18 protein-coding genes and 1 tRNA gene are annotated in these 17,896 nt (G+C 60.1%); 8 read left to right on the top strand and 11 right to left on the bottom strand.

Annotated elements, in window-relative coordinates:
- Window positions 1–5 precede the first annotated feature (5 nt).
- Window positions 6–362, bottom strand: a complete 357-nt coding sequence (locus KX729_RS06325; protein ID WP_219741577.1) for a hypothetical protein — start codon at window positions 360–362, stop codon at window positions 6–8.
- Between the two features lie 264 nt (window positions 363–626).
- Here KX729_RS06325 and KX729_RS06330 point away from each other — a divergent pair.
- Window positions 627–703: transfer RNA gene (locus KX729_RS06330), tRNA-Pro, on the top strand.
- 536 nt (window positions 704–1,239) lie between these two features.
- On the opposite strand, the gene KX729_RS06335 is transcribed toward KX729_RS06330, so the two are convergent.
- From KX729_RS06335 to KX729_RS06355, 5 genes are all read right to left on the bottom strand, one after another.
- Window positions 1,240–2,013: a glycosyltransferase family protein gene (locus KX729_RS06335; protein WP_219741578.1), complete on the bottom strand. Its 774-nt coding sequence runs from the start codon at window positions 2,011–2,013 to the stop codon at window positions 1,240–1,242.
- Window positions 2,010–3,974 (bottom strand): class I SAM-dependent methyltransferase, encoded by a 1,965-nt coding sequence (locus KX729_RS06340; RefSeq protein WP_219741579.1) that lies wholly within the window; start codon window positions 3,972–3,974, stop codon window positions 2,010–2,012. The genes KX729_RS06335 and KX729_RS06340 overlap by 4 nt, the downstream gene beginning before the upstream one ends.
- A 514-nt stretch (window positions 3,975–4,488) precedes the next feature.
- A complete protein-coding gene (gene cysN, locus KX729_RS06345) occupies window positions 4,489–5,988 on the bottom strand; it encodes a sulfate adenylyltransferase subunit CysN (RefSeq protein ID WP_219741580.1) in 1,500 nt (499 codons plus the stop codon).
- A 1-nt stretch (window position 5,989) separates the two neighbouring features.
- Complete coding sequence (gene cysD, locus KX729_RS06350; protein WP_219741581.1) at window positions 5,990–6,943, bottom strand: sulfate adenylyltransferase subunit CysD; 954 nt, start codon at window positions 6,941–6,943, stop codon at window positions 5,990–5,992.
- Window positions 6,944–7,152: 209 nt separating this feature from the next.
- On the bottom strand, window positions 7,153–7,917 hold the full coding sequence (locus KX729_RS06355; RefSeq protein WP_219741582.1) for a phosphoadenylyl-sulfate reductase: 765 nt from the start codon (window positions 7,915–7,917) through the stop codon (window positions 7,153–7,155).
- A 363-nt stretch (window positions 7,918–8,280) separates the two neighbouring features.
- Between KX729_RS06355 and KX729_RS06360 the strand changes: the two genes are divergently transcribed.
- Window positions 8,281–8,739, top strand: coding sequence for an RrF2 family transcriptional regulator (locus KX729_RS06360; protein ID WP_219741583.1), 459 nt, complete (start codon window positions 8,281–8,283; stop codon window positions 8,737–8,739).
- Window positions 8,736–8,870: a type II toxin-antitoxin system ParD family antitoxin gene (locus KX729_RS06365; RefSeq protein WP_312990551.1), complete on the top strand. Its 135-nt coding sequence runs from the start codon at window positions 8,736–8,738 to the stop codon at window positions 8,868–8,870. Before KX729_RS06360 ends, KX729_RS06365 begins: the two co-directional genes overlap by 4 nt.
- A 210-nt stretch (window positions 8,871–9,080) precedes the next feature.
- On the opposite strand, the gene KX729_RS06370 is transcribed toward KX729_RS06365, so the two are convergent.
- From KX729_RS06370 to KX729_RS06385, 4 genes are all read right to left on the bottom strand, one after another.
- Entirely contained in the window at window positions 9,081–9,821 is a 741-nt protein-coding gene (locus KX729_RS06370; protein WP_219741584.1) for a carbon-nitrogen hydrolase family protein, read from the bottom strand.
- Window positions 9,822–9,854: 33 nt separating this feature from the next.
- A complete protein-coding gene (locus tag KX729_RS06375; RefSeq protein WP_219741585.1) occupies window positions 9,855–10,715 on the bottom strand; it encodes a DUF1444 family protein in 861 nt (286 codons plus the stop codon).
- A gap of 55 nt (window positions 10,716–10,770) precedes the next feature.
- Window positions 10,771–11,253 carry a transcription elongation factor GreA gene (gene greA, locus KX729_RS06380; protein ID WP_219741586.1) on the bottom strand — a complete coding sequence of 161 codons (483 nt, stop codon included), beginning with the start codon at window positions 11,251–11,253 and terminating at the stop codon, window positions 10,771–10,773.
- A 194-nt stretch (window positions 11,254–11,447) separates the two neighbouring features.
- A complete protein-coding gene (locus tag KX729_RS06385) occupies window positions 11,448–11,828 on the bottom strand; it encodes a hypothetical protein (RefSeq protein ID WP_219741587.1) in 381 nt (126 codons plus the stop codon).
- Window positions 11,829–12,181: 353 nt separating this feature from the next.
- On the opposite strand from KX729_RS06385, the gene KX729_RS06390 reads away from it, so the two are divergent.
- The 4 genes from KX729_RS06390 to KX729_RS06405 all read left to right on the top strand — a co-directional run bounded on the left by KX729_RS06390 (window position 12,182) and on the right by KX729_RS06405 (window position 16,296).
- The gene (locus KX729_RS06390) at window positions 12,182–13,219 is read left to right on the top strand and encodes a sulfate ABC transporter substrate-binding protein (protein WP_246617430.1); all 1,038 of its coding nucleotides are present in this window, start codon (window positions 12,182–12,184) and stop codon (window positions 13,217–13,219) included.
- A gap of 29 nt (window positions 13,220–13,248) precedes the next feature.
- Window positions 13,249–14,106, top strand: coding sequence for a sulfate ABC transporter permease subunit CysT (gene cysT / locus KX729_RS06395; RefSeq protein ID WP_219741588.1), 858 nt, complete (start codon window positions 13,249–13,251; stop codon window positions 14,104–14,106).
- Window positions 14,107–14,386: 280 nt separating this feature from the next.
- Window positions 14,387–15,247 (top strand): sulfate ABC transporter permease subunit CysW, encoded by an 861-nt coding sequence (gene cysW / locus KX729_RS06400; protein ID WP_219741589.1) that lies wholly within the window; start codon window positions 14,387–14,389, stop codon window positions 15,245–15,247.
- Window positions 15,248–15,258: 11 nt separating this feature from the next.
- Entirely contained in the window at window positions 15,259–16,296 is a 1,038-nt protein-coding gene (locus tag KX729_RS06405; protein WP_219741590.1) for a sulfate/molybdate ABC transporter ATP-binding protein, read from the top strand.
- Between the two features lie 3 nt (window positions 16,297–16,299).
- Here KX729_RS06405 and KX729_RS06410 read toward each other — a convergent pair whose 3' ends face one another.
- Complete coding sequence (locus KX729_RS06410; protein ID WP_219741591.1) at window positions 16,300–17,643, bottom strand: chloride channel protein; 1,344 nt, start codon at window positions 17,641–17,643, stop codon at window positions 16,300–16,302.
- Between KX729_RS06410 and KX729_RS06415 the strand changes: the two genes are divergently transcribed.
- On the top strand, window positions 17,642–17,863 hold the full coding sequence (locus KX729_RS06415) for a hypothetical protein (protein ID WP_219741592.1): 222 nt from the start codon (window positions 17,642–17,644) through the stop codon (window positions 17,861–17,863). The two genes, KX729_RS06410 and KX729_RS06415, sit on opposite strands and share 2 nt — an antisense overlap.
- Window positions 17,864–17,896: the final 33 nt, after the last annotated feature.

The following is a 17,896-nucleotide window of genomic DNA, read 5'->3' on the forward strand; positions in this document are numbered from 1 at the left end:
GCTTGTTACTTGGCCGTCAGCAGTTCCGTGCAATAGCTCGGGCTGGTGGCGCCCGGACGGTCGGAAACGATCGAAATGCTGCGGATCGTATAGTTGTCGGAGACGGTGATCTTGGCCGAGCAGCTGACGCTCGACGTGCTGCCGTTCTGCAGCTTGATGCGGTTATAGCCGCCACGCCAATTGTAGACGGTGGACGAGCCGTCGCTGCTGTCGCTGAGCGGCGGGCTGTATTTGGCGAAGAATTCGCCGGCGGAATGGCCGACCCAGCGCGACTCGATCGCGTTGCTGGCAACGCTCACGGTGGTGCAGGCCGTGAGGCCAAGGGCAAAAAGAGCGGTCGATGCGATGACGCGGCGGTTCATGGTTTTGCAATTCCTTTGTGGAGCTGTCGCCCGGGAGGCATATCGGATAACTCGCACTATCAGATTTCGCACTGGCTTCGCGAGGTCCAGAAGCTGCGGAATGGCGCCATCAACATCAAATTTTTGCCGCGCCGCTTTTTTGCAACGCCCGGCTTTGAAGGCTTTCCGTAACGACGGGGGTGGCGAAACCGATCTTGTCGCAAATTTTTCATGACAAGCGCTTGTGGAATGAAAAATGCTGGTCTATAGAGGCGCCGCTGGTCACGGAGTGTAGCGCAGTCTGGTAGCGCACCACGTTCGGGACGTGGGGGTCGCAAGTTCGAATCTTGCCACTCCGACCAGCCGAAAAGCCCGCTATAGCGGGCTTTTTTCGTTTTTGCTCATGTCTATTAAAAATCGTCACCATGATATTCGCCATTGGATTGGTCCCCATTCCCACGGTGAACAGGCCGTCGTCTTTTCCGGGACGCCCTGCCGGGACAGCTGAAGCGCGAAGCTAAGATTGACTGCGGGCGCTGCTGTCTCCGCGCAGCGCGGCAAACTGCCGGGCGATGTGCTCGACGAAAGCGCGATCAGTCGGTGTAGTCGCCTTGTATGCGTTCATTTGATTAAGGGCTCGGAGATCGGTCTGAATAGACCCACTTACCGTCGGCATCAGCTCCTATGAGCGCGATGATGCGACAGTTACGTCTAGCAAGATAAGTGACAGCCCGGCATACTGACCGACCGCCAGCAGGCGACCACGGAGATCAAGCCCGATCGCATTCTGGAAGAGCTCGGCCGAGGTGGAAGATCGGGCGCGGGAATAGCCGATTATTAGGCCTCAAGCCTGCCAAATGAAATGCGGAGGATGGGTGTAAACGGTCCTCCGCGACCATCACTTGTTTGCCTGTAATGATAGAACATCCTTATAAAAGGCGAGGTTCGCCTCCCTGCTTTCAGCAAGGGCATTCGGATATTGCTGCGTCACCCCGACATATTTTGCCCAGTCCTGGGCCGTGCAAATGACAGGAGCATGAGCGAAGCGATAAAGCTTTGACATGGAAGGTATCACGATCACGCGCCGGCCAAGTAACGTGGCCCAATAGGCTCCGTGATAGGAGTTGGTGATGACGAGATGAGCCGACCCTAAGAAACGCAGCACAGCCTGCAAGTCATCGCCACTGTTGGAGATCGTGGGAAAACCCGAGATGCCGAGCGGGATTCGTTTATGTTCGTAGACGCATATCTCGGTTGTGACGGCATAGTCCGTATCGAAGAGCTCAGACATGCAGCTCGCGCAAGGAACCCACCGATAAGCGGTACCGAAATCCCGCACCCCAACAAGATCAAATGCTTTCAGATAAGCAGGATAGTCTCCGTCGTACGGCAGGACAATTTTGCCGGTCTTGTCGATATTTTCCGACTCGCCAATTCCCCATGCTACCAGAGACTGCATTTCCGGCTTGCGCGCCACGAGCTTTTCCATGAACGGATGAAAAGTCTTCGCTATGAGACCACCACCGCCAACGATCACATGCGGCGCAAGGGAGACGTTGTCGAGATCCAGGATATCGCCTTCAGCGTCCGGGAGCTGAAAATATCGACAGGGAGCGCAGTACCAATCTCCCACATTCGTCTTATCTCGCCGATATATGTTGCCTGTGGTCACGATGGGCACCGATTGCTTTGAAACAAATATATTCTCTCGCGGCTGTCGCTACTCGGAACGATCGATTTGAGATCGTAGCCGGCGCTTACAGCAATCGACACGAGGCCGGCAGAAGACAACGCGCTAAACCATCCGTGAGCGGACCGGTCACGCTTGCCATCGAAGTCCGTAGGATAATACGTGACGAGAAGCCTTGGCCATTTTACCGCCAGGCGATCAAGAAGCAGTTTCGGATCATGAATATACTCAAGGACGCCGAGCATCGACACGACCGACGCCTTGATATCGGGAAGCTCCCCCTTATTAAGATCGCAAACTATGGTTCTCGCGTCTCGCGAAACAATGTCAGAGGGTTGATATGTCACCCCGGGCTTTAGGTGCCGTTCTAGGTCCATCCCTCCGCAACCGAGATCCAATACGACATCAGGTGCGTCTATAAGGGAGGCCACTATCTCGGCGCGGCCTGACCACTGCGACAATAAATTTACCTTGTCTGCCCATCGCGCGATATCGCTTTCGTGCTGAACTGATAGTTTGGCAGTACGGGAAATGCGATCGTCGACCTTAAGATCACGATATGCAGACTGTAAAACCGGAGTGTTCGAGTTCTTCGACAAACCCAACTCAGCTTCGAGCTCAGATAACCGGGCATGTCGTTTATCAAGGAGAAGGGCTGATACCCCTTCGTTATCCACCGCCTTCTTTTCCTCCCGACTTGCCTGCAAATGCTCGATAACAGGCGTCACGGGCTGCGAGAAACGGCGGTCGAACACCATGCACATTGCCGGCGGAAGATGCTCCACCCTAAAGGCTTGCGGGCTCCGCATAGAATTTGCGATTACAACATCATGCAGACTGTGCTGATCCCAAGCTTCGGGTTTGGAAGACTGATCGGAGCACCACTCCTCCAGAAAGGCTCTGGCTCCTTCCGTATCATTTATAAGTATGGTTCCGCTGATGTAGTTCTTGCCGTGATGTCCGGCTACGGCAATATCACCCGTGTAGCCGTGCAGATAAGGCCAAGGATCGGAATGAACCACCGCATCGACATCCACGTACAATAATGGGCCGACAAGCTGATTCCGCCTCTCCTTGAGGAAATGAGGCTTGCGACGCACATTGGCGAGCCATCCGCCCGCATCATCGACCGCGGACAAGGCTATAGGAAGGCCAAGTCTGCTCAGGGACGCCATCATCCGATGAGCCTCCCTCTCGTAACGCGTTCCCTGGGTGTAATACGCCACGATTGTTCCGGGCCTATCTTCCGAGGCAGCAGATGAACTGGCCGACATGGTCTTAAACCACGATCGGTCATCGCTGTAGCCCCAGCGCTTTGCTACGTCGAACAGCTCGGGCGCGAGACGAAACTGCCGTACAATTCTTGCTACATCTTCCGTGGTTGCATCGAAGAGAGCGGGAACCGGAATATTCCTCTCATCGTCGGAAGCACGCCCTTCCACAAGGAAAGCGCGCAAACTCTCAGCCACCTTTTCTGGATGCTGGTTCAAATCCTCGTATCGCACAGTCAAGGTGGGGGGATGTCTGCCGAGCACGGAGCGCATAAGTTTTGCGGCGTACAAAATGCCGGGGTCACTCAAGGTCGCGACACCGTTTTCTGCAAGGTGAAGACAATGATCGAAAGAATATCGATACTGACCTGAGATATCCGGATGACGTACGGTCAATAACCTGCCCGGATGGTCAACGAACGCGATGATGCGTATTTTTTCACCGGCATCGATCAACTTTCCGACGCTGAAAAGGTTGGCAACGGAGGTTGAGACCGCGCCGAGCGGAAAAGAAGACGATTGTTTTTGCAAGTCTCTAAGAGACGTCTCAGATACAACAGGTATATCAACGGGGAGCACATCACGGATTAGCTGGGTTAGAAGCGAAATTCCTTCGTAGGGAAGACCGACAACTGCGGCCCAAAGTGGTGAAGTTACAACCTGCATACCCAATCCTACACATCCCATTCTCGGCAGTTGTCTAGCATGGACAAAGGGACAGTAAAATAACAGTCCGCCAGAAACTGACAGAGCGAGAGCGGTGGATTGGCGTTGATATTCCAAGTGGAGATGTTCCCGCCTCAATCTCTGCGCCGCCACACGGTTATGCGCCTACGGGACCAAGCGCGCCGATTGCTGCATGACACTCAACGCACGGTGATCATTTCAACTCGCCCGCCCCGGAACTGGTAAGTTTTCGCGAAGCTTCTTCCGTTCGGGACGTAGGGTCGAGTGTCGAATCACTCGACTCCGGCCACCCGAAAAGCCTTATGCCGAAAGGCGGTTTACTTCCCGAACAGATCATCCGTAAAAATTGCCATTGATCCCATATGGCCTCTGCCCATGGCATGAGGCGAGGGTAGGGTGTCCTGCCGCAAAATCACTGCAGGCAGCCCGCTCTCGTCGGCGATCAAATAGAAAAGGGCCGTTAAGGCCCTTTCTTGTTTCCGATTGAACTTTCGAAGGTTCAGATATCGCTCGCCGCGTTCGTGAAGATCTCGGCGGCCTGCTTGGCGGTCAGGCGGCGGATTTCGGTTTCGTCGCGGCGGCTGGCGAAGAGTTCACTCGCCATCAGCTGTTCGGCAAGGTCGGCCGGCAGCGACAGCAGCACGCGCTGGCCGTCGGCCGAACGGGTCTGGTGGATGCCGCCGAGGTCGCCGCGCTTGGCGGTGATCATGCCGCCGGCCACCGTGTTCAGCGTATCCGGATCGATCAGGATGAAGGCGCCGGTCGCGCGGTTCTGTTCGTAGGTGTCGAACACGGCCTGCTCCTCGAAGGAAAGGCGCACCTTGCCGATGGCGTTCATGTCGAGCACGGAGGCATGTGGCTGCCAGTTGCCGGTGGAAAGCTCCAGCTGGCTCACCGGCTCGATGGTCACCCGTTGGCGCCGCGCGCCGCTCTTCAGCCAGTAACGCTTGCCGGGCTCGATACCGCCCGGCTGCAGCGAGACGAGCTGCGCGTCGAATTCGTGACCCACCATCGGCTGGCCGTCGAGCGAGACGATCACGTCGCCGCGCGCCACGTCCACCTGGCGGTCGAGAACCAGCGTGATCGCATCGCCGGCAACCGCCGCATTGCGCACGAGGTCGAAAGTGACGATCTGCTTGACGTTGGCGATCGTGCCGGCCGGGAGGATGGCAACGCTGTCGCCCGGCTTGATCGAGCCGCCCGCGACCGTGCCCTGATAACCGCGAAAACTTTCGCCGGGGCGCGAGACGCGCTGCACCGGCAGGCGGAAACCGCCGGCCTGGGTGGAGCGAACCGTCGCCAGTTCCAGCGCCTCCACCAGTGTCGGGCCTTCATACCACGGCATGGCCGAGGAGGCCGCGTAGACGACGTTCTCGCCCTTCAGCGCCGACATCGGAATGGCGGTGATCTGGCGCACGCCGAGCGACAGAGCGAATTCGCGGAACTCGTTGGAAATCCGCTCGAAGATGGCGCGGTCGTAATTGACCAGATCGAACTTGTTGACCGCCAGTACGAACTGCCGGATGCCCATCAGCGCTGCGATTGTCGCGTGACGGCGGGTCTGCTCAAGCAGGCCAGCGCGGGCGTCGGCGAGCAGCACTGCGAGATCGGCAGTCGAGGCGCCGGTCGCCATGTTGCGGGTATATTGAACATGGCCGGGCGTATCGGCGACGATAAACGAGCGCCGGTCGGTGGCGAAATAACGGTAGGCGACGTCGATGGTGATGCCCTGTTCGCGCTCGGCCTGCAGGCCGTCGAGCAGAAGCGCGAAATCCGGCAGGCCGAGATCGTTTTGGCTACCCGAGTCGCGTGCCAGCGTCGCCGCCTGGTCTTCCTTGACAGCCTTGGTGTCCCAGAGCAGGCGGCCAATCAGCGTCGACTTGCCGTCGTCGACGGAGCCGCAGGTGATCAGGCGCAGCGGGCGGGTGTCGCGCACCGCCTTGGCCGGTTCCGCGAAAGGGAGGATGGTCGCCGAAGCGTTATTGGCTGTTGCGGTCATCTCAGAAATATCCTTCGCGCTTCTTCTTTTCCATCGAGCCGGACTGGTCGCGATCGATGGCGCGGCCCTGGCGTTCGGAAACGGTGGCGATTTCCAGCTCGGCGATCACCTCTTCGAGGTTCGAAGCCGTGGAGCGGATGGCACCGGTCAGCGGGAAGCAGCCGAGCGTGCGGAAGCGGATCGAGCCGCGCTGCACGGTCTCGCCGGGCAGAAGCTGAAGCCGTGGATCTTCGGCAAGGATCATCATGCCGTCGCGCTCCACATAGGGGCGTTCTGCGGCATAATAGAGCGGCACGAGCGGGATGTCTTCCGCCTGGATGTAGCGCCAGATATCGACTTCCGTCCAGTTGGAGAGCGGGAAGGCGCGCACGCTCTCGCCCTTTTTGATCATGCCGTTATAGACGTTCCACAGTTCCGGGCGTTGGTTGCGCGGGTCCCATTTGTGGTCCGGCGTGCGGAAGGAATAGATGCGCTCCTTGGCACGGGAGGCTTCCTCGTCGCGCCGCGCACCGCCGAAGGCCGCGTCGTAACCGCCGGCATCCAGCGCCTGCTTCAGCGCCTCGGTCTTCATGATGTCGGTGTAAAGCGCCGAACCATGGGTGAAGGGCGTCACGCCCTCCGCCTTGCCGCGTTGATTGGTGTGGACCACGAGGTCGAGATCGTATTTCTGAGCGATCTCGTCGCGGAACGCGATCATTTCCTTGAACTTCCAGGTCGTATCGACATGCAGAAGCGGGAAGGGAACGCGGCCGGGATAAAAGGCCTTTCGGGCAAGATGCAGCAGGACGGATGAATCCTTGCCGATCGAATAAAGCATCACCGGCTTTTCGAATTCCGCCGCCACTTCGCGAAAGATATGGATCGCTTCGTTTTCGAGGGCTTTCAGATGCGGATCGAGCGGCGGTCTGGAAACGGGCGGGTTCTTCACTTCCGTTTCCTGTACTGACAGGGGCATTTCAGTCTCCGAGCAGTCTAGATAACAAACACAAAAGGTGGCGGCTTTCGTCGGGCGGTTTGCCCCTCATCCGCCTGCCGGCACCTTCTCCCCGTTTTGACGGGGAGAAGGGCGAAAGCAGCGCCCTTTCCGTCCCTCGCTAGCGTTGAGCGAGGCACGTCCCCTCTCCCCGCGCGCGGGGAGAGGGTTAGGGTGAGGGGCAGCTCCATTCACGTTCGGCCGTTGATCGGGGAGGCTTCCGAAGCGGTTTCCGGCACATGCAGGCCGCATTCGCGCTTCTCGTCGTTTTCCCACCACCAGCGGCCGGCACGTTCGGGTTCGCCCGGCTTAATGGCGCGCGTACACGGCTCGCAGCCGATTGAGGGATAACCGCGACCATGCAGCTGATTGACCGGAATGGCTTCCGCGGCGACATGCGCCTTGATCGTCTCGATGTCCCAGTCGGCCAGCGGATTGATCTTCAACAGGCCACGTTCCGCATCATATTCCGCAAACGGCGTCGTGGCGCGGTTGCCCGACTGGCCGCGGCGAAGGCCCGTGATCCAGATGTCGGTGCTGGAAAGAGCCTTGGCGAGCGGCTTCAGCTTGCGCACATGACAGCAGGCGTGACGAGCCTCGACGCTGTCGTAAAAACCGTTCAGCCCGTACTGAGCCGCATAGGCATCGATATCGTCCTGCTCCGGCACGAAACGGCGAATGTCGATGCCGTAACGCTCTTCCGTCTCGCCGATCAGATCGACGGTTTCCTTGAACAGGCGGCCGGTCTCCAGTGTCGAGACTTCGATCGGCAGGCGATGGGTGCCGATCGCGGCGGTAATCACCTGGTCTTCGATGCCGAGGGAGGTGGTGAAGACGGCGCGTCCCAGCTGGGCTGCAAGGGCAAGGCGCCCGGCAAGATCGAGGCTGGCGAGTTTGGTATCGATATCAGCAGCCGAAGCCAGGAAATCCTGGCTGGCGGGTTCATGGACTGTCATCGGGTAGTCTTTCGTGAGCGATTGCTTGATTATTCGGGCAATGCGCGCAAAAGGACAGGAAAACCCGTTTCTTCCCGCGGGGCGGAAGAGCAAATATCTCTCCAAAGCGTCCATCGCACAGAAAACCTGCCGCCTTAACCAATCGTGACCATTTTTGCGGCCTCAAACCCCTGCATTGGTTTGTATTTTCTCATGATTTGAGCTATCCCGGATGTATGCAGGCGGGCCGAGATTTGGGTCGGCATGCATGCAGCCCTGAGCGCCGATCCTGGCGAACCGTGGATGCCCTTGAGATAGAGCTGATCGAGCGGCGCCGTGAGGATAAATTCCCTCGCGGCGGCGCTGCCGTTTAATGGTTGCGTGATGATATCCCAGAAAGCGAAATACGCGCTCAGAGCGCTGGCAGCTCTGGCGCAGGCCGATCCTGATGCGCCGATGCTGATTTCCGAGATCGCCCTTCAGCAAAGCATTCCGAAGAAATTCCTCGAACAGATCCTGCTCGACCTCAAGCGCTCCGGCATCGTCGTCTCCAAGCGCGGCAAGCAGGGCGGTTATCTTCTCCTGAAACCCGCCGACGCCATCACCTTCGGCGAAGTTCTCCGCCTCGTCGACGGCCCGATCGCGCCTTTGCCCTGCCTTTCCCAGACCGCATACCGCAAATGCGAAGATTGCGACGGCGAACACCTCTGCGAAATCCGCCACGTGTTTGCGCGGGTGGCGGATGCGACGCGGGATGTGCTGTTCAACACGACGATCGCCGATGCGGTCGAAGGGGCAGGGGACGTCAAGGATGCGCCGGTCAGAGAATTGCTGACGGCGTGAGCAAGCTCGAAGAACAAGCACGCATCAAAGCCTTGCAGGATGCGCTGATTGCCGGAGAGCAATCTGGCGAGCCTAAGTCATTCGATAACCAGGCATTTCTCAAGCGAATGCGCGAGCGCTACGAGCGGTAGGTTGTCGCGCGAAGCCGCCTTTCCCTTCTCCCCGCGGGGAGAAGGTGTCCCGAAGGGACGGATGAGGGGGCCGCACCCGCCGATCCATCGACCGTCCGTACTCGGAGCCCCCTCATCGCCTCGCTTTGCTCGGCACTTCTCCCCGAGGGGAGAAGGGGGAAGGCGTAGAAGCAACCGCGGCCGCGCCGACATAGAGGCACGCGTCTGACTTCATTCCCCAACCGGCAAATCAAAAACCAGCAATCCCGGCTCATCCAGCGGAAGCTGCGCCACGACTCGTCCCTCCGGATCGAGCACCGCCGTTGGCCCCCAGGCGATGCGGCCATCTCTTTCCCCCGTCACATCCGACGAAACGAGCCACAACCCCGTCTCGCGGCAACGCTCGCCACGCGCCGAATTATGGACGTCCCGATAGATTTCCGCCTTCGCCCGCGGCATCATGTTGTTGGCGCAGCAGACGATCAGCGAGGCGCCGAGATCGGCGACACCGCGGGCAGCGTCCGGAAAATTCGTGTCGTAGCAGATGTTGATCCCGAACCGCAGGCCATCGATCTCGAAGATATTGGACCCTGTGCCCGCTTCGAAAATCGTCTCGCCGCCAAGCAGGTGAACCTTCCGGTAGCGGCCGGCGACCTTGCCCTGCTCGATCACCAGTGCCGTATTGAACAGGTGCCCTTCCGCGGCCTCGATCATGCCGACGACGATCGTCGGGCCGGTTTGCGGAAACTGCCGCAGCACCGTTTCAAATTCCGGCGATGCCAGATCGAGCGCAACCCGCCGCGCCGAAGCCTCGTCCAGCAGATACCCTTGCAGGAAACCTTCCGGAAAGCAGAGCAGGCGAGCGCCTTCCGCCTCGGCCTGCGCGGCAAAATCGTTGAGGCAGGCGAGGGCGGCGGGAATGTCGTTCCTGATTTCCGGTGTCTGTGCCGCCGCGATCCTGACGGTTTTCATGAGGTCTTCCGCACCATGAAAGGTGGCGATTGGCTAACGCCCATGATCATATGCTTCCTCTGCCGTCGCCAGCCGGATACCGGCGTCCGACGAAACGAACAAGTCCGCGGTCAAGGGATAGGGCTCCGTCGTCAGGTCCTCGGCGATCTTTTTGGCAAAACCTTTGCGGCGCGAAAAATCCGGCGACCAGGCTAGGATGAAGTCCCGGTTCGGAATGCCGACGAAGATGTGCGGCGCATTGAGCACCTTTCGCACCCGTGCCATGAAATCCGGGAGCAACAGCCGGGCCGCCGCGAAGGAATCGTCTCCGGCGGCAAACAGAGCGCCTTCCTGCCCCTGCTTTGCCACCAGTTCCTGCCGGGCCGCCAATGCCTCGAGATTGGCAAAGGCCTGGGTTTCGAGCGCTTGGCGGTGGATATGCCAGGCGGCCAGCACCGGATCGCGCAACAGGCTGTAGCGCTTTTCCTCGTCGAGCACATAACCGACATCGAGCCCGGAAAGGAACGGCCGCGTCATCAGGCCGGATAGCTGGTTTTTGAATTCGGCCGGAACGATTTGCGGCATCAGCCGGTCCTTCGCCTCGGCATAGGCCGTCTTTTCCGGCTCCGGCTTTTTCGAAGTGTCCAGGGTCGTTTCAAGGAAGTCCAGAATGGCATCTTCTCGCTCGCCGCCGGTCATGTCTCGGACGATAAGAAAGTTATTATCGAGCGAAATGCGCTTGGTGCCGACCGCGATCAGCATCGGGTCGGCATTGTCTTCCGGGACCCATTCGGGGTGGTGCCGGCGCAACACCTCGATGACCTCCTGCTTGAAGCTGTCGTCTTCCAATATCCTTGCCCTCGCAATCCTGTCGCCGCCGATGGCGCATAAGGTCCCGAGTGCGCCGATGTTCAATAACCGTCGCCGGGAAAGGCGTCTCATGCCTGCCAGACCATCAGGAACCAGATCATCAGGAAATGGCGGTGATTTCGAGTTCCTGCCCCGCGACAGTCACGACGTCGCCAATGGCCTTGCCCGACAGCGCCTGTGCCACCGGCGAGACATAGGAGATCGATCCCGCCTTCGGATCGGCCTCGTCCTCGCCGACGATGCGATAGGTCTGCACTCGCCCGTCTTCGCGCTCGAAGGTGATGGTGCCGCCGAAGGCTACGACGTCGTTCGATGCCGGTTCCGGCACGACCTGCGCCGTCCGCACCCGCTCTGCAAAATACCGCACGTCGCGCATCGGTCCGGCCGCCTGACGGCGCTTTTCGTTGACGTCCTCGATCGTATTGGTCGCCTCATAGGCCGCGCGCGCTTCGGCAAGCTGCCGCTCCAGCGCCTTCAGTCCCGCTTCGGTCACGAGATTCAGGTGCGGGGAAACCGGACGGTCGGGGAGGAGGGTTTCCGAAGCGGTTTCGGCACTCTCTTCCTTCATGAAGGCAACGCTCAATGTCAGAACTCCGTAGTCGTGTCTCGGTGAATCGGGGACGCCGGTTCAATCAGAGCCATATATAGGCGCGGTCGGCCGATGCGAAATAGCTGGTGTCTTTTCGTCCAGCGCACGTTCCGGAATGAGCATCATTGGCCGGTCGCATTGCTGCGCAGTTCGGCTGGAATTACCGCAGTCCCGCCCCGATCAGGCGATCAAAGTATGGCGCTACGATCGCCGAATGGTGTGTCGTCGTCGAAATTCGTCGTGCCGATCCGATCGCTTTCACCGGACAGGGTGTGGCTGTCCTGCGCGTCCTCGGCTGCTTCGGATTCCGGTGACGGATCGTGCTCGTGCCTCGCGTGTGTATGGCGGTCGTCCGGATCAACATGGCTCTGGTCGTGGGAGTGCTCCGGATGAGGAACGTGTTTCTCGCCATGAACCACCGCCGCCTGGAAGGATTCCAACCCAGCGGTAATCTTCGATTGCCGCGCGGCAACCCAGGCATTGTCCGGCTCCGCGATCGACAGGCTTCTGTCGACCTGGGTGGCTCGTGACGCTGCTGTGCCTGAAACCGGAACGATGGGATCGACCATAAGATGCCTCCTGGGGCCTCGCGGCGGCATCACCAGGGAGGGTGTCTGCCGCTTATGCTCCTAGAAGTAATGTCGTTGGGATTTCCTCGCAAGTGACGACGCAGCGGATCACTGCCCGCGGAATAGACCTCTCGCAGGGCTCCCAGGCGGCGCTTATGGGCGAATTCTCGTGGATTGGCTTTGCCCGATCCAACCTTTTCCCGCGTCGCTCATTCTGTCGCGCATGCGGCCATTGACGCTTTCTTTGCGGCGACTACCCTATCGAGGGAAACAGTTTTGCCATCTTTTCGGCCTCGATTGACTAAGACGACCTAACCGATAGTGTTTTGGAAGAACCACAGGAGGGAACTTCCATGCCTAATTTTGCCCAAGGTCTGCTCAAACAATTGGGTGCAATCGCTCTCGGTCTGTCCCTGACCGTCGGCTCCGTAGCGCCGGCTTTTGCCGATACGCAGCTGCTCAACGTTTCCTACGATCCGACCCGTGAACTCTACAAGGATTTCAACGCGGCCTTCGCCAAATACTGGAAGGCCCAGGGCGGCGATGCGGTGACGGTGCGCCAGTCGCATGGCGGATCCGGTGCGCAGGCCCGCTCGGTCATCGACGGGCTGGAAGCCGACGTGGTGACGCTGGCGCTGGAAAGCGACATCAACGCCATTGAGAAGACCGGCAAGATCAAGGCTGGCTGGCGCGACCGCCTGCCGAACCACGCCTCGCCTTACACGTCGACCATCGTGTTCCTCGTTCGCAAGGGCAACCCGAAGGGTATCAAGAACTGGGGCGATCTGGTGAAGGGCGACGTGCAGATCATCACGCCGAACCCGAAAACCTCCGGCGGCGCTCGCTGGAATTATCTCGCCGCCTGGGCTTGGGCGAACGAAGAATTCAAGGGCGATCAGGCCAAGATCAAGGCCTATGTCGGCGAGCTTTATAAACGCGCCCCGGTTCTCGATACCGGCGCCCGCGGCTCGACGGTGACGTTTGCGCAGCGCCAGATCGGCGACGTGCTGCTCGCCTGGGAAAACGAGGCCTATCTGGCCGGCGAGGAATTCGGCAAGGACGCTTTCGAAATCGTCGTCCCGCCGATCTCCATCCTGGCCGAGCCGCCGGTTGCCGTGGTGGACAGCGTCGTCGATGCCCGCGGCACCCGCAAGACCGCTGAAGCCTATCTCAACTATCTCTATTCGGACGAAGGCCAGAACATCGCGGCCAAGCATTTCTACCGCCCGTCCAAGCCCGAAGTGGTCAAGTCGGAACTTCTGAAAGCCCTGCCGCAGATCAAGCTCGTTACCATCGACGATCCGATCTTCGGCGGCTGGAAGAAGGCTCAGCCGGAACACTTCGGCGACGGCGGCATCTTCGACCAGATCTACAAGCCTGCCGGGAAGTGAATAAAGCAAAGTAAGGGTCGGAATATATAATGACTGCTACCGCCGCTGTCGCTCGCGCGCGGTGGCGATTGAAACGGCCGAGCATCATCCCGGGTTTCGGGTTGACGCTCGGCTTTTCGCTCGCCTACCTGTCGCTGATCATCCTCATTCCCATCGCCGGCCTGTTCTGGCGAACCGCAGCGCTTGGGCCTGGCGGCTTCATGGCGATCCTGATGGATTACCGGACGCTGCGGGCGCTTTACGTCTCGTTCGGCACGGCCTTCGTCGCAGCGCTCGTCAATGTCGTCTTCGGCGTGATCGTCGCCTGGGTGCTGACGCGCTACAATTTCCCCGGCCGCCGGCTGATCGACGCCATGGTGGACCTTCCGTTTGCGCTGCCGACAGCGGTTGCCGGCATCGCACTCACCGCGCTTTATGCGCCACAGGGCTGGGTCGGTTCGCTGTTCATGCCGTTCCGCATCGCGTTCACGCCGCTCGGCATCGTCATCGCGCTGATCTTCATCGGCCTGCCTTTCGTGGTTCGCACCGTGCAGCCGGTCATGGAAGAGCTCGACCGCGAGATGGAAGAAGCAGCTGCAACGCTTGGCGCCAACCGTTTCCAGACGATCAGCAAGGTCATCCTGCCGGGGCTGACGCCCGCCATCCTCACCGGTTTCGCGCTGGCGTTTGCGCGCGGGGTGGGAGAATACGGCTCGGTCATCTTCATCGCCGGCAACATTCCCTATGTCTCCGAAATCGCGCCGCTGCTGATCGTCATCAAGCTGGAAGAGTTCAACTATGCGGGTGCGACGGCGATCGCGACGATCATGCTGCTGATCTCGTTTGCGATGCTGTTTGTCATCAACCTCATCCAGGCGTGGAGCAGGAGGAGGTATGGGAATGCTTAGTGTTTCGTTCGGAATTCAGTCACACAAAGCAGCTCTCTTGGCTCCTGCCTGCGAGATGGAGGGGATGTCGGTGCCGCATTTCCCTTCTCCCCATCGGGGAGAAGGTGCCGGCAGGCGGATGAGAGGGCTCCGGGATATGGGCCCTATTTCATTCTCTATATCTTCGACAGAGGATTTGGCCCCCTCATCCGACCCTTCGGGCCACCTTCTCCCCGATGGGGAGAAGGGAAAGCCGCACCGCCGAATCCAGGGCGCCAAATTGCAGAGGAGAAGCTAGATTATGTCCCGCTCCTCCCAACCCAAATTCCGCAGCCCCGCCGACGAGCGTCCGCTTGCCAAAATCCTGCTCATCCTGCTGTCGCTGGCGTTCCTCGGCTTCTTCCTGTTCCTGCCGCTGGTCTCGGTCTTCGTCGAAGCCTTTCGCAAGGGCATTGGTGAATATTACGAAGCCCTGATCGAACCGGATGCCGCTGCCGCCATTCATCTGACGCTGATGGTTGCCGCCATCGCCGTACCGTTGAACCTGGCTTTCGGCCTGGCCGCCTCCTGGGCAATCGCCAAGTTCGAGTTCAAGGGCAAGGCCTTCCTGATCACCCTGATCGACCTGCCGTTCTCGATCTCGCCGGTCATTTCCGGCCTGGTCTATGTCCTGCTGTTCGGCTCCGGCAGCCTGCTCGGGCCGCTGCTCAAGAGCTGGGGCATCGAAATCCTCTTCGCCGTGCCGGGCATCGTGCTGGCTACGGTCTTCGTGACCTTCCCCTTCGTGGCGCGCGAGCTGATCCCGCTGATGGAGGACCAGGGCACGGGCGATGAGGAGGCGGCGCTGTCGCTCGGCGCGTCTGGCTGGCAGACCTTCTGGTATGTGACACTGCCGAACATCAAATGGGGCCTGCTTTACGGCGTGCTGCTCTGCAACGCCCGCGCCATGGGCGAGTTCGGCGCCGTTTCGGTCGTGTCCGGCCGTATCCGCGGCATCACCACCACCATGCCGCTGCATGTCGAGATACTCTATAATGAGTACAACATGGTCGCCGCCTTCGCGGTTGCCTCGTTGCTGGCCGCCCTGGCGCTCGTCACGCTTGCCCTCAAAACCCTTCTCGAACTTCGGTTCGGTGCCGGCAATGCCGGCGGTCGCCATTAGGATTCCCGCTCATGGAAGTCACCATCAACAATATCCGCAAGGAATTCGAACGCTTCCCGGCGCTGAACGACGTATCGCTGAAGATTGGCTCCGGCGAACTCATCGCGCTGCTCGGCCCGTCCGGCTCCGGCAAGACGACGCTCCTGCGCCTGATCGCCGGCCTCGATTTCCCGACTGCGGGACAAATCTTCTTCGGCGCTGAAGACGCATCACACCATTCGGTGCAGGAGCGCAATGTCGGTTTCGTCTTTCAGCATTACGCTCTGTTCCGGCACATGACGGTGGCGGAAAACATCGGCTTCGGCCTGAAAGTCCGCCCATCTTCGAGCCGCCCGCCAAAGACCGAAATCCGCAAGCGTGTCTCCAACCTCCTCGACATGGTGCAGCTCGGCGGCCTCGAAAAGCGCTACCCGAACCAGCTTTCCGGCGGCCAGCGCCAGCGCGTGGCACTCGCGCGCGCCATGGCGATCGAACCACGCATCCTGCTGCTCGACGAACCTTTTGGCGCGCTCGATGCGAAAGTCAGGAAGGAACTACGCCGCTGGCTGCGCGAATTCCATGATCGCACCGGCCACACCACTGTCTTCGTCACCCACGATCAGGAAGAAGCGTTGGAACTCGCCGACCGCGTCGTTGTCATGAGCCAGGGTAAGATCGAGCAGGTCGGCTCGGCGGACGATGTCTACGACCGGCCGGGATCTCCCTTCGTGTTCTCATTCATCGGCGAGTCCTCGCAGTTGCCAGTTGAGGTGAAGGACGGCACGGTGCTGTTCCAGGGCCAGCCGATCGGCATTTCTGAAACAGGGGACGGGGCAGGGGAGCTTTTCTTCCGTCCGGAAGATGTGAACCTGATCGACACGCAGGACGCGCTGTTTGGCAAGGTAACCGCCTCACGCCGTCTCGCCGGCACCCGCATTGCCGAGATCGACATCGCCAATAACGGCCACCCGCCCTATCACGTCGAGGTGGAAGTGCCGCTGCATGCACCCGTCGAGCTCGGCAGCGAAGTCCGCTTCCGCCCGACCCGCTGGAAGATTTTCCGGAAGTAAGTCCTACGCGACCGTCCGCCCATCAGCCCGTCTGGCGCGAATGCCGGCGGCGATGAACGCGCGTGAAAGCCCGTGGTACAACGGCTCCGGCGAAAGCATGCGCGACGTGATATAGCCGAGCATCGAGGCGGCCATGATCGGGATCACCGCCTCGTGGTCGCCGGTCATTTCGATAATGATCACGAAAGCCGTCATCGGCGCCTGCACAACGCCGGCGAAATAGCCTGCCATGCCCAGCAGGGCCGACAGCGCGATGCTGGAGCCGAAGATCGCCGCCAGCGTTGCGCCCATGCCGACACCAACCGACAACGAAGGCGCGAAAATCCCGCCCGGAATGCCGGAGATCATCGACAGGAATGTCGCGCCGAGCTTCTCGATGAAGAAGACCGGGGAGATGGGATCGCCTTCGAGCATCGCACGCGCCTGATCATAGCCGGTGCCAAACGTCTCGCCGCCCGAGATGATGCCGATCGTAGCGACCGCCAGCCCGCAGACGGCGGCAAGCCCGACCATGCGTTTCAACGGATTGGGATGCGCCCAGCGGCGCACGCGCTGCGAGGCCCGCAATGCGCCGGCGCTGAAGGCCGCGCCCAGCGCCCCGCCGCAAATGCCGCAGACCGCCACCATCAGCCAGTCGAGCCGTGAGATCGCCATGACCGACGTCTCGCCGAAATAGGTATAGCTGCCGACCAGTCCGAGTGCGGCGAGACCCGACAGGATGACTGCGGTCAGCACCAGTCCGTTGGCGCGGGATTCGTAAGTGCGGCTCATCTCCTCGATCGCAAAGACGATGCCGGCAAGCGGTGTGTTGAACGCCGCCGCAATGCCCGCTGCCGAGCCGGCAAGGATCAGCCCGCGCGCCTGCGCCATGCCGCCGAACCGGGCGGCGGCCAGCATGATTGAGGCGCCGACCTGCACCGTCGGTCCCTCACGGCCGATCGAGGCGCCGCAGAACAGCCCGATGATCGTCAGCACGATCTTGCCGACGGCAAGCCTGAGAGACAGCAGACCGCTCCGGTCTTTATCCTCGCGCAGGTGCCGCGCGGCGATCGCCTGGGGAATGCCGCTGCCCTGCGAATTCGGAAACACAGAGAGCGCAAGCCAGGCGCAGAGCGCAAAACCCAAGGGCGTCAGAACAAGCGGAAGCAGAAATCCATAGGAACCGGTCCCGGTAATGGCTTCGAAAAGTCGATGCGACTGGTCCGCCGCCCAGGCGAAACCGACGCTGACCACGCCGATGGCAATTGCGCCGATCCAGAAGACGATCCGCGGTTTCCACACCCGCCAGGATCCCCGCATGACACGGGAACGGCGGAACATCTTCGATTTGCGATAGGAGGCAGACATGGGAAAGACCAATATTCTGACCCGCTTATTTGCCGATCTGCCCCCGAACGCAAGTCCGATTGACGAAAAACAGTTCTCTGCCGCACCGCACCCGTTTTTTACGCTTTTGCTGCGTGGCGTTTTAAGCGCAATCACGGAAAGTTTTTCGAAATTGATATGCGTCAATTTTTCCTTTGTGAAGTCGGGGTACACACCTCACGAACGCAAGCCTCGGCCTTAGGGATAGGGCCATGAGCAGATGCGCTGTTTGTAT

This window comes from Neorhizobium populisoli (genome assembly GCF_019430945.1).
GTDB lineage: Bacteria > Pseudomonadota > Alphaproteobacteria > Rhizobiales > Rhizobiaceae > Neorhizobium > Neorhizobium populisoli.

What these genes read in the sequence shown, in the direction of transcription:
- KX729_RS06390 (WP_246617430.1), top strand. Translation starts at nt 12,182, where the DNA reads ATGCCTAATTTTGCCCAAGGTCTGCTCAAACAATTGGGTGCAATCGCT.
- KX729_RS06410 (WP_219741591.1), bottom strand. Translation starts at nt 17,643, where the DNA reads ATGTCTGCCTCCTATCGCAAATCGAAGATGTTCCGCCGTTCCCGTGTC.
- KX729_RS06355 (WP_219741582.1), bottom strand. Translation starts at nt 7,917, where the DNA reads ATGACAGTCCATGAACCCGCCAGCCAGGATTTCCTGGCTTCGGCTGCT.
- KX729_RS06385 (WP_219741587.1), bottom strand. Translation starts at nt 11,828, where the DNA reads ATGGTCGATCCCATCGTTCCGGTTTCAGGCACAGCAGCGTCACGAGCC.
- cysD (WP_219741581.1), bottom strand. Translation starts at nt 6,943, where the DNA reads ATGCCCCTGTCAGTACAGGAAACGGAAGTGAAGAACCCGCCCGTTTCC.
- KX729_RS06325 (WP_219741577.1), bottom strand. Translation starts at nt 362, where the DNA reads ATGAACCGCCGCGTCATCGCATCGACCGCTCTTTTTGCCCTTGGCCTC.
- KX729_RS06360 (WP_219741583.1), top strand. Translation starts at nt 8,281, where the DNA reads ATGATATCCCAGAAAGCGAAATACGCGCTCAGAGCGCTGGCAGCTCTG.
- KX729_RS06370 (WP_219741584.1), bottom strand. Translation starts at nt 9,821, where the DNA reads ATGAAAACCGTCAGGATCGCGGCGGCACAGACACCGGAAATCAGGAAC.
- cysW (WP_219741589.1), top strand. Translation starts at nt 14,387, where the DNA reads ATGTCCCGCTCCTCCCAACCCAAATTCCGCAGCCCCGCCGACGAGCGT.
- cysT (WP_219741588.1), top strand. Translation starts at nt 13,249, where the DNA reads ATGACTGCTACCGCCGCTGTCGCTCGCGCGCGGTGGCGATTGAAACGG.
- cysN (WP_219741580.1), bottom strand. Translation starts at nt 5,988, where the DNA reads ATGACCGCAACAGCCAATAACGCTTCGGCGACCATCCTCCCTTTCGCG.
- KX729_RS06415 (WP_219741592.1), top strand. Translation starts at nt 17,642, where the DNA reads ATGGGAAAGACCAATATTCTGACCCGCTTATTTGCCGATCTGCCCCCG.
- KX729_RS06405 (WP_219741590.1), top strand. Translation starts at nt 15,259, where the DNA reads ATGGAAGTCACCATCAACAATATCCGCAAGGAATTCGAACGCTTCCCG.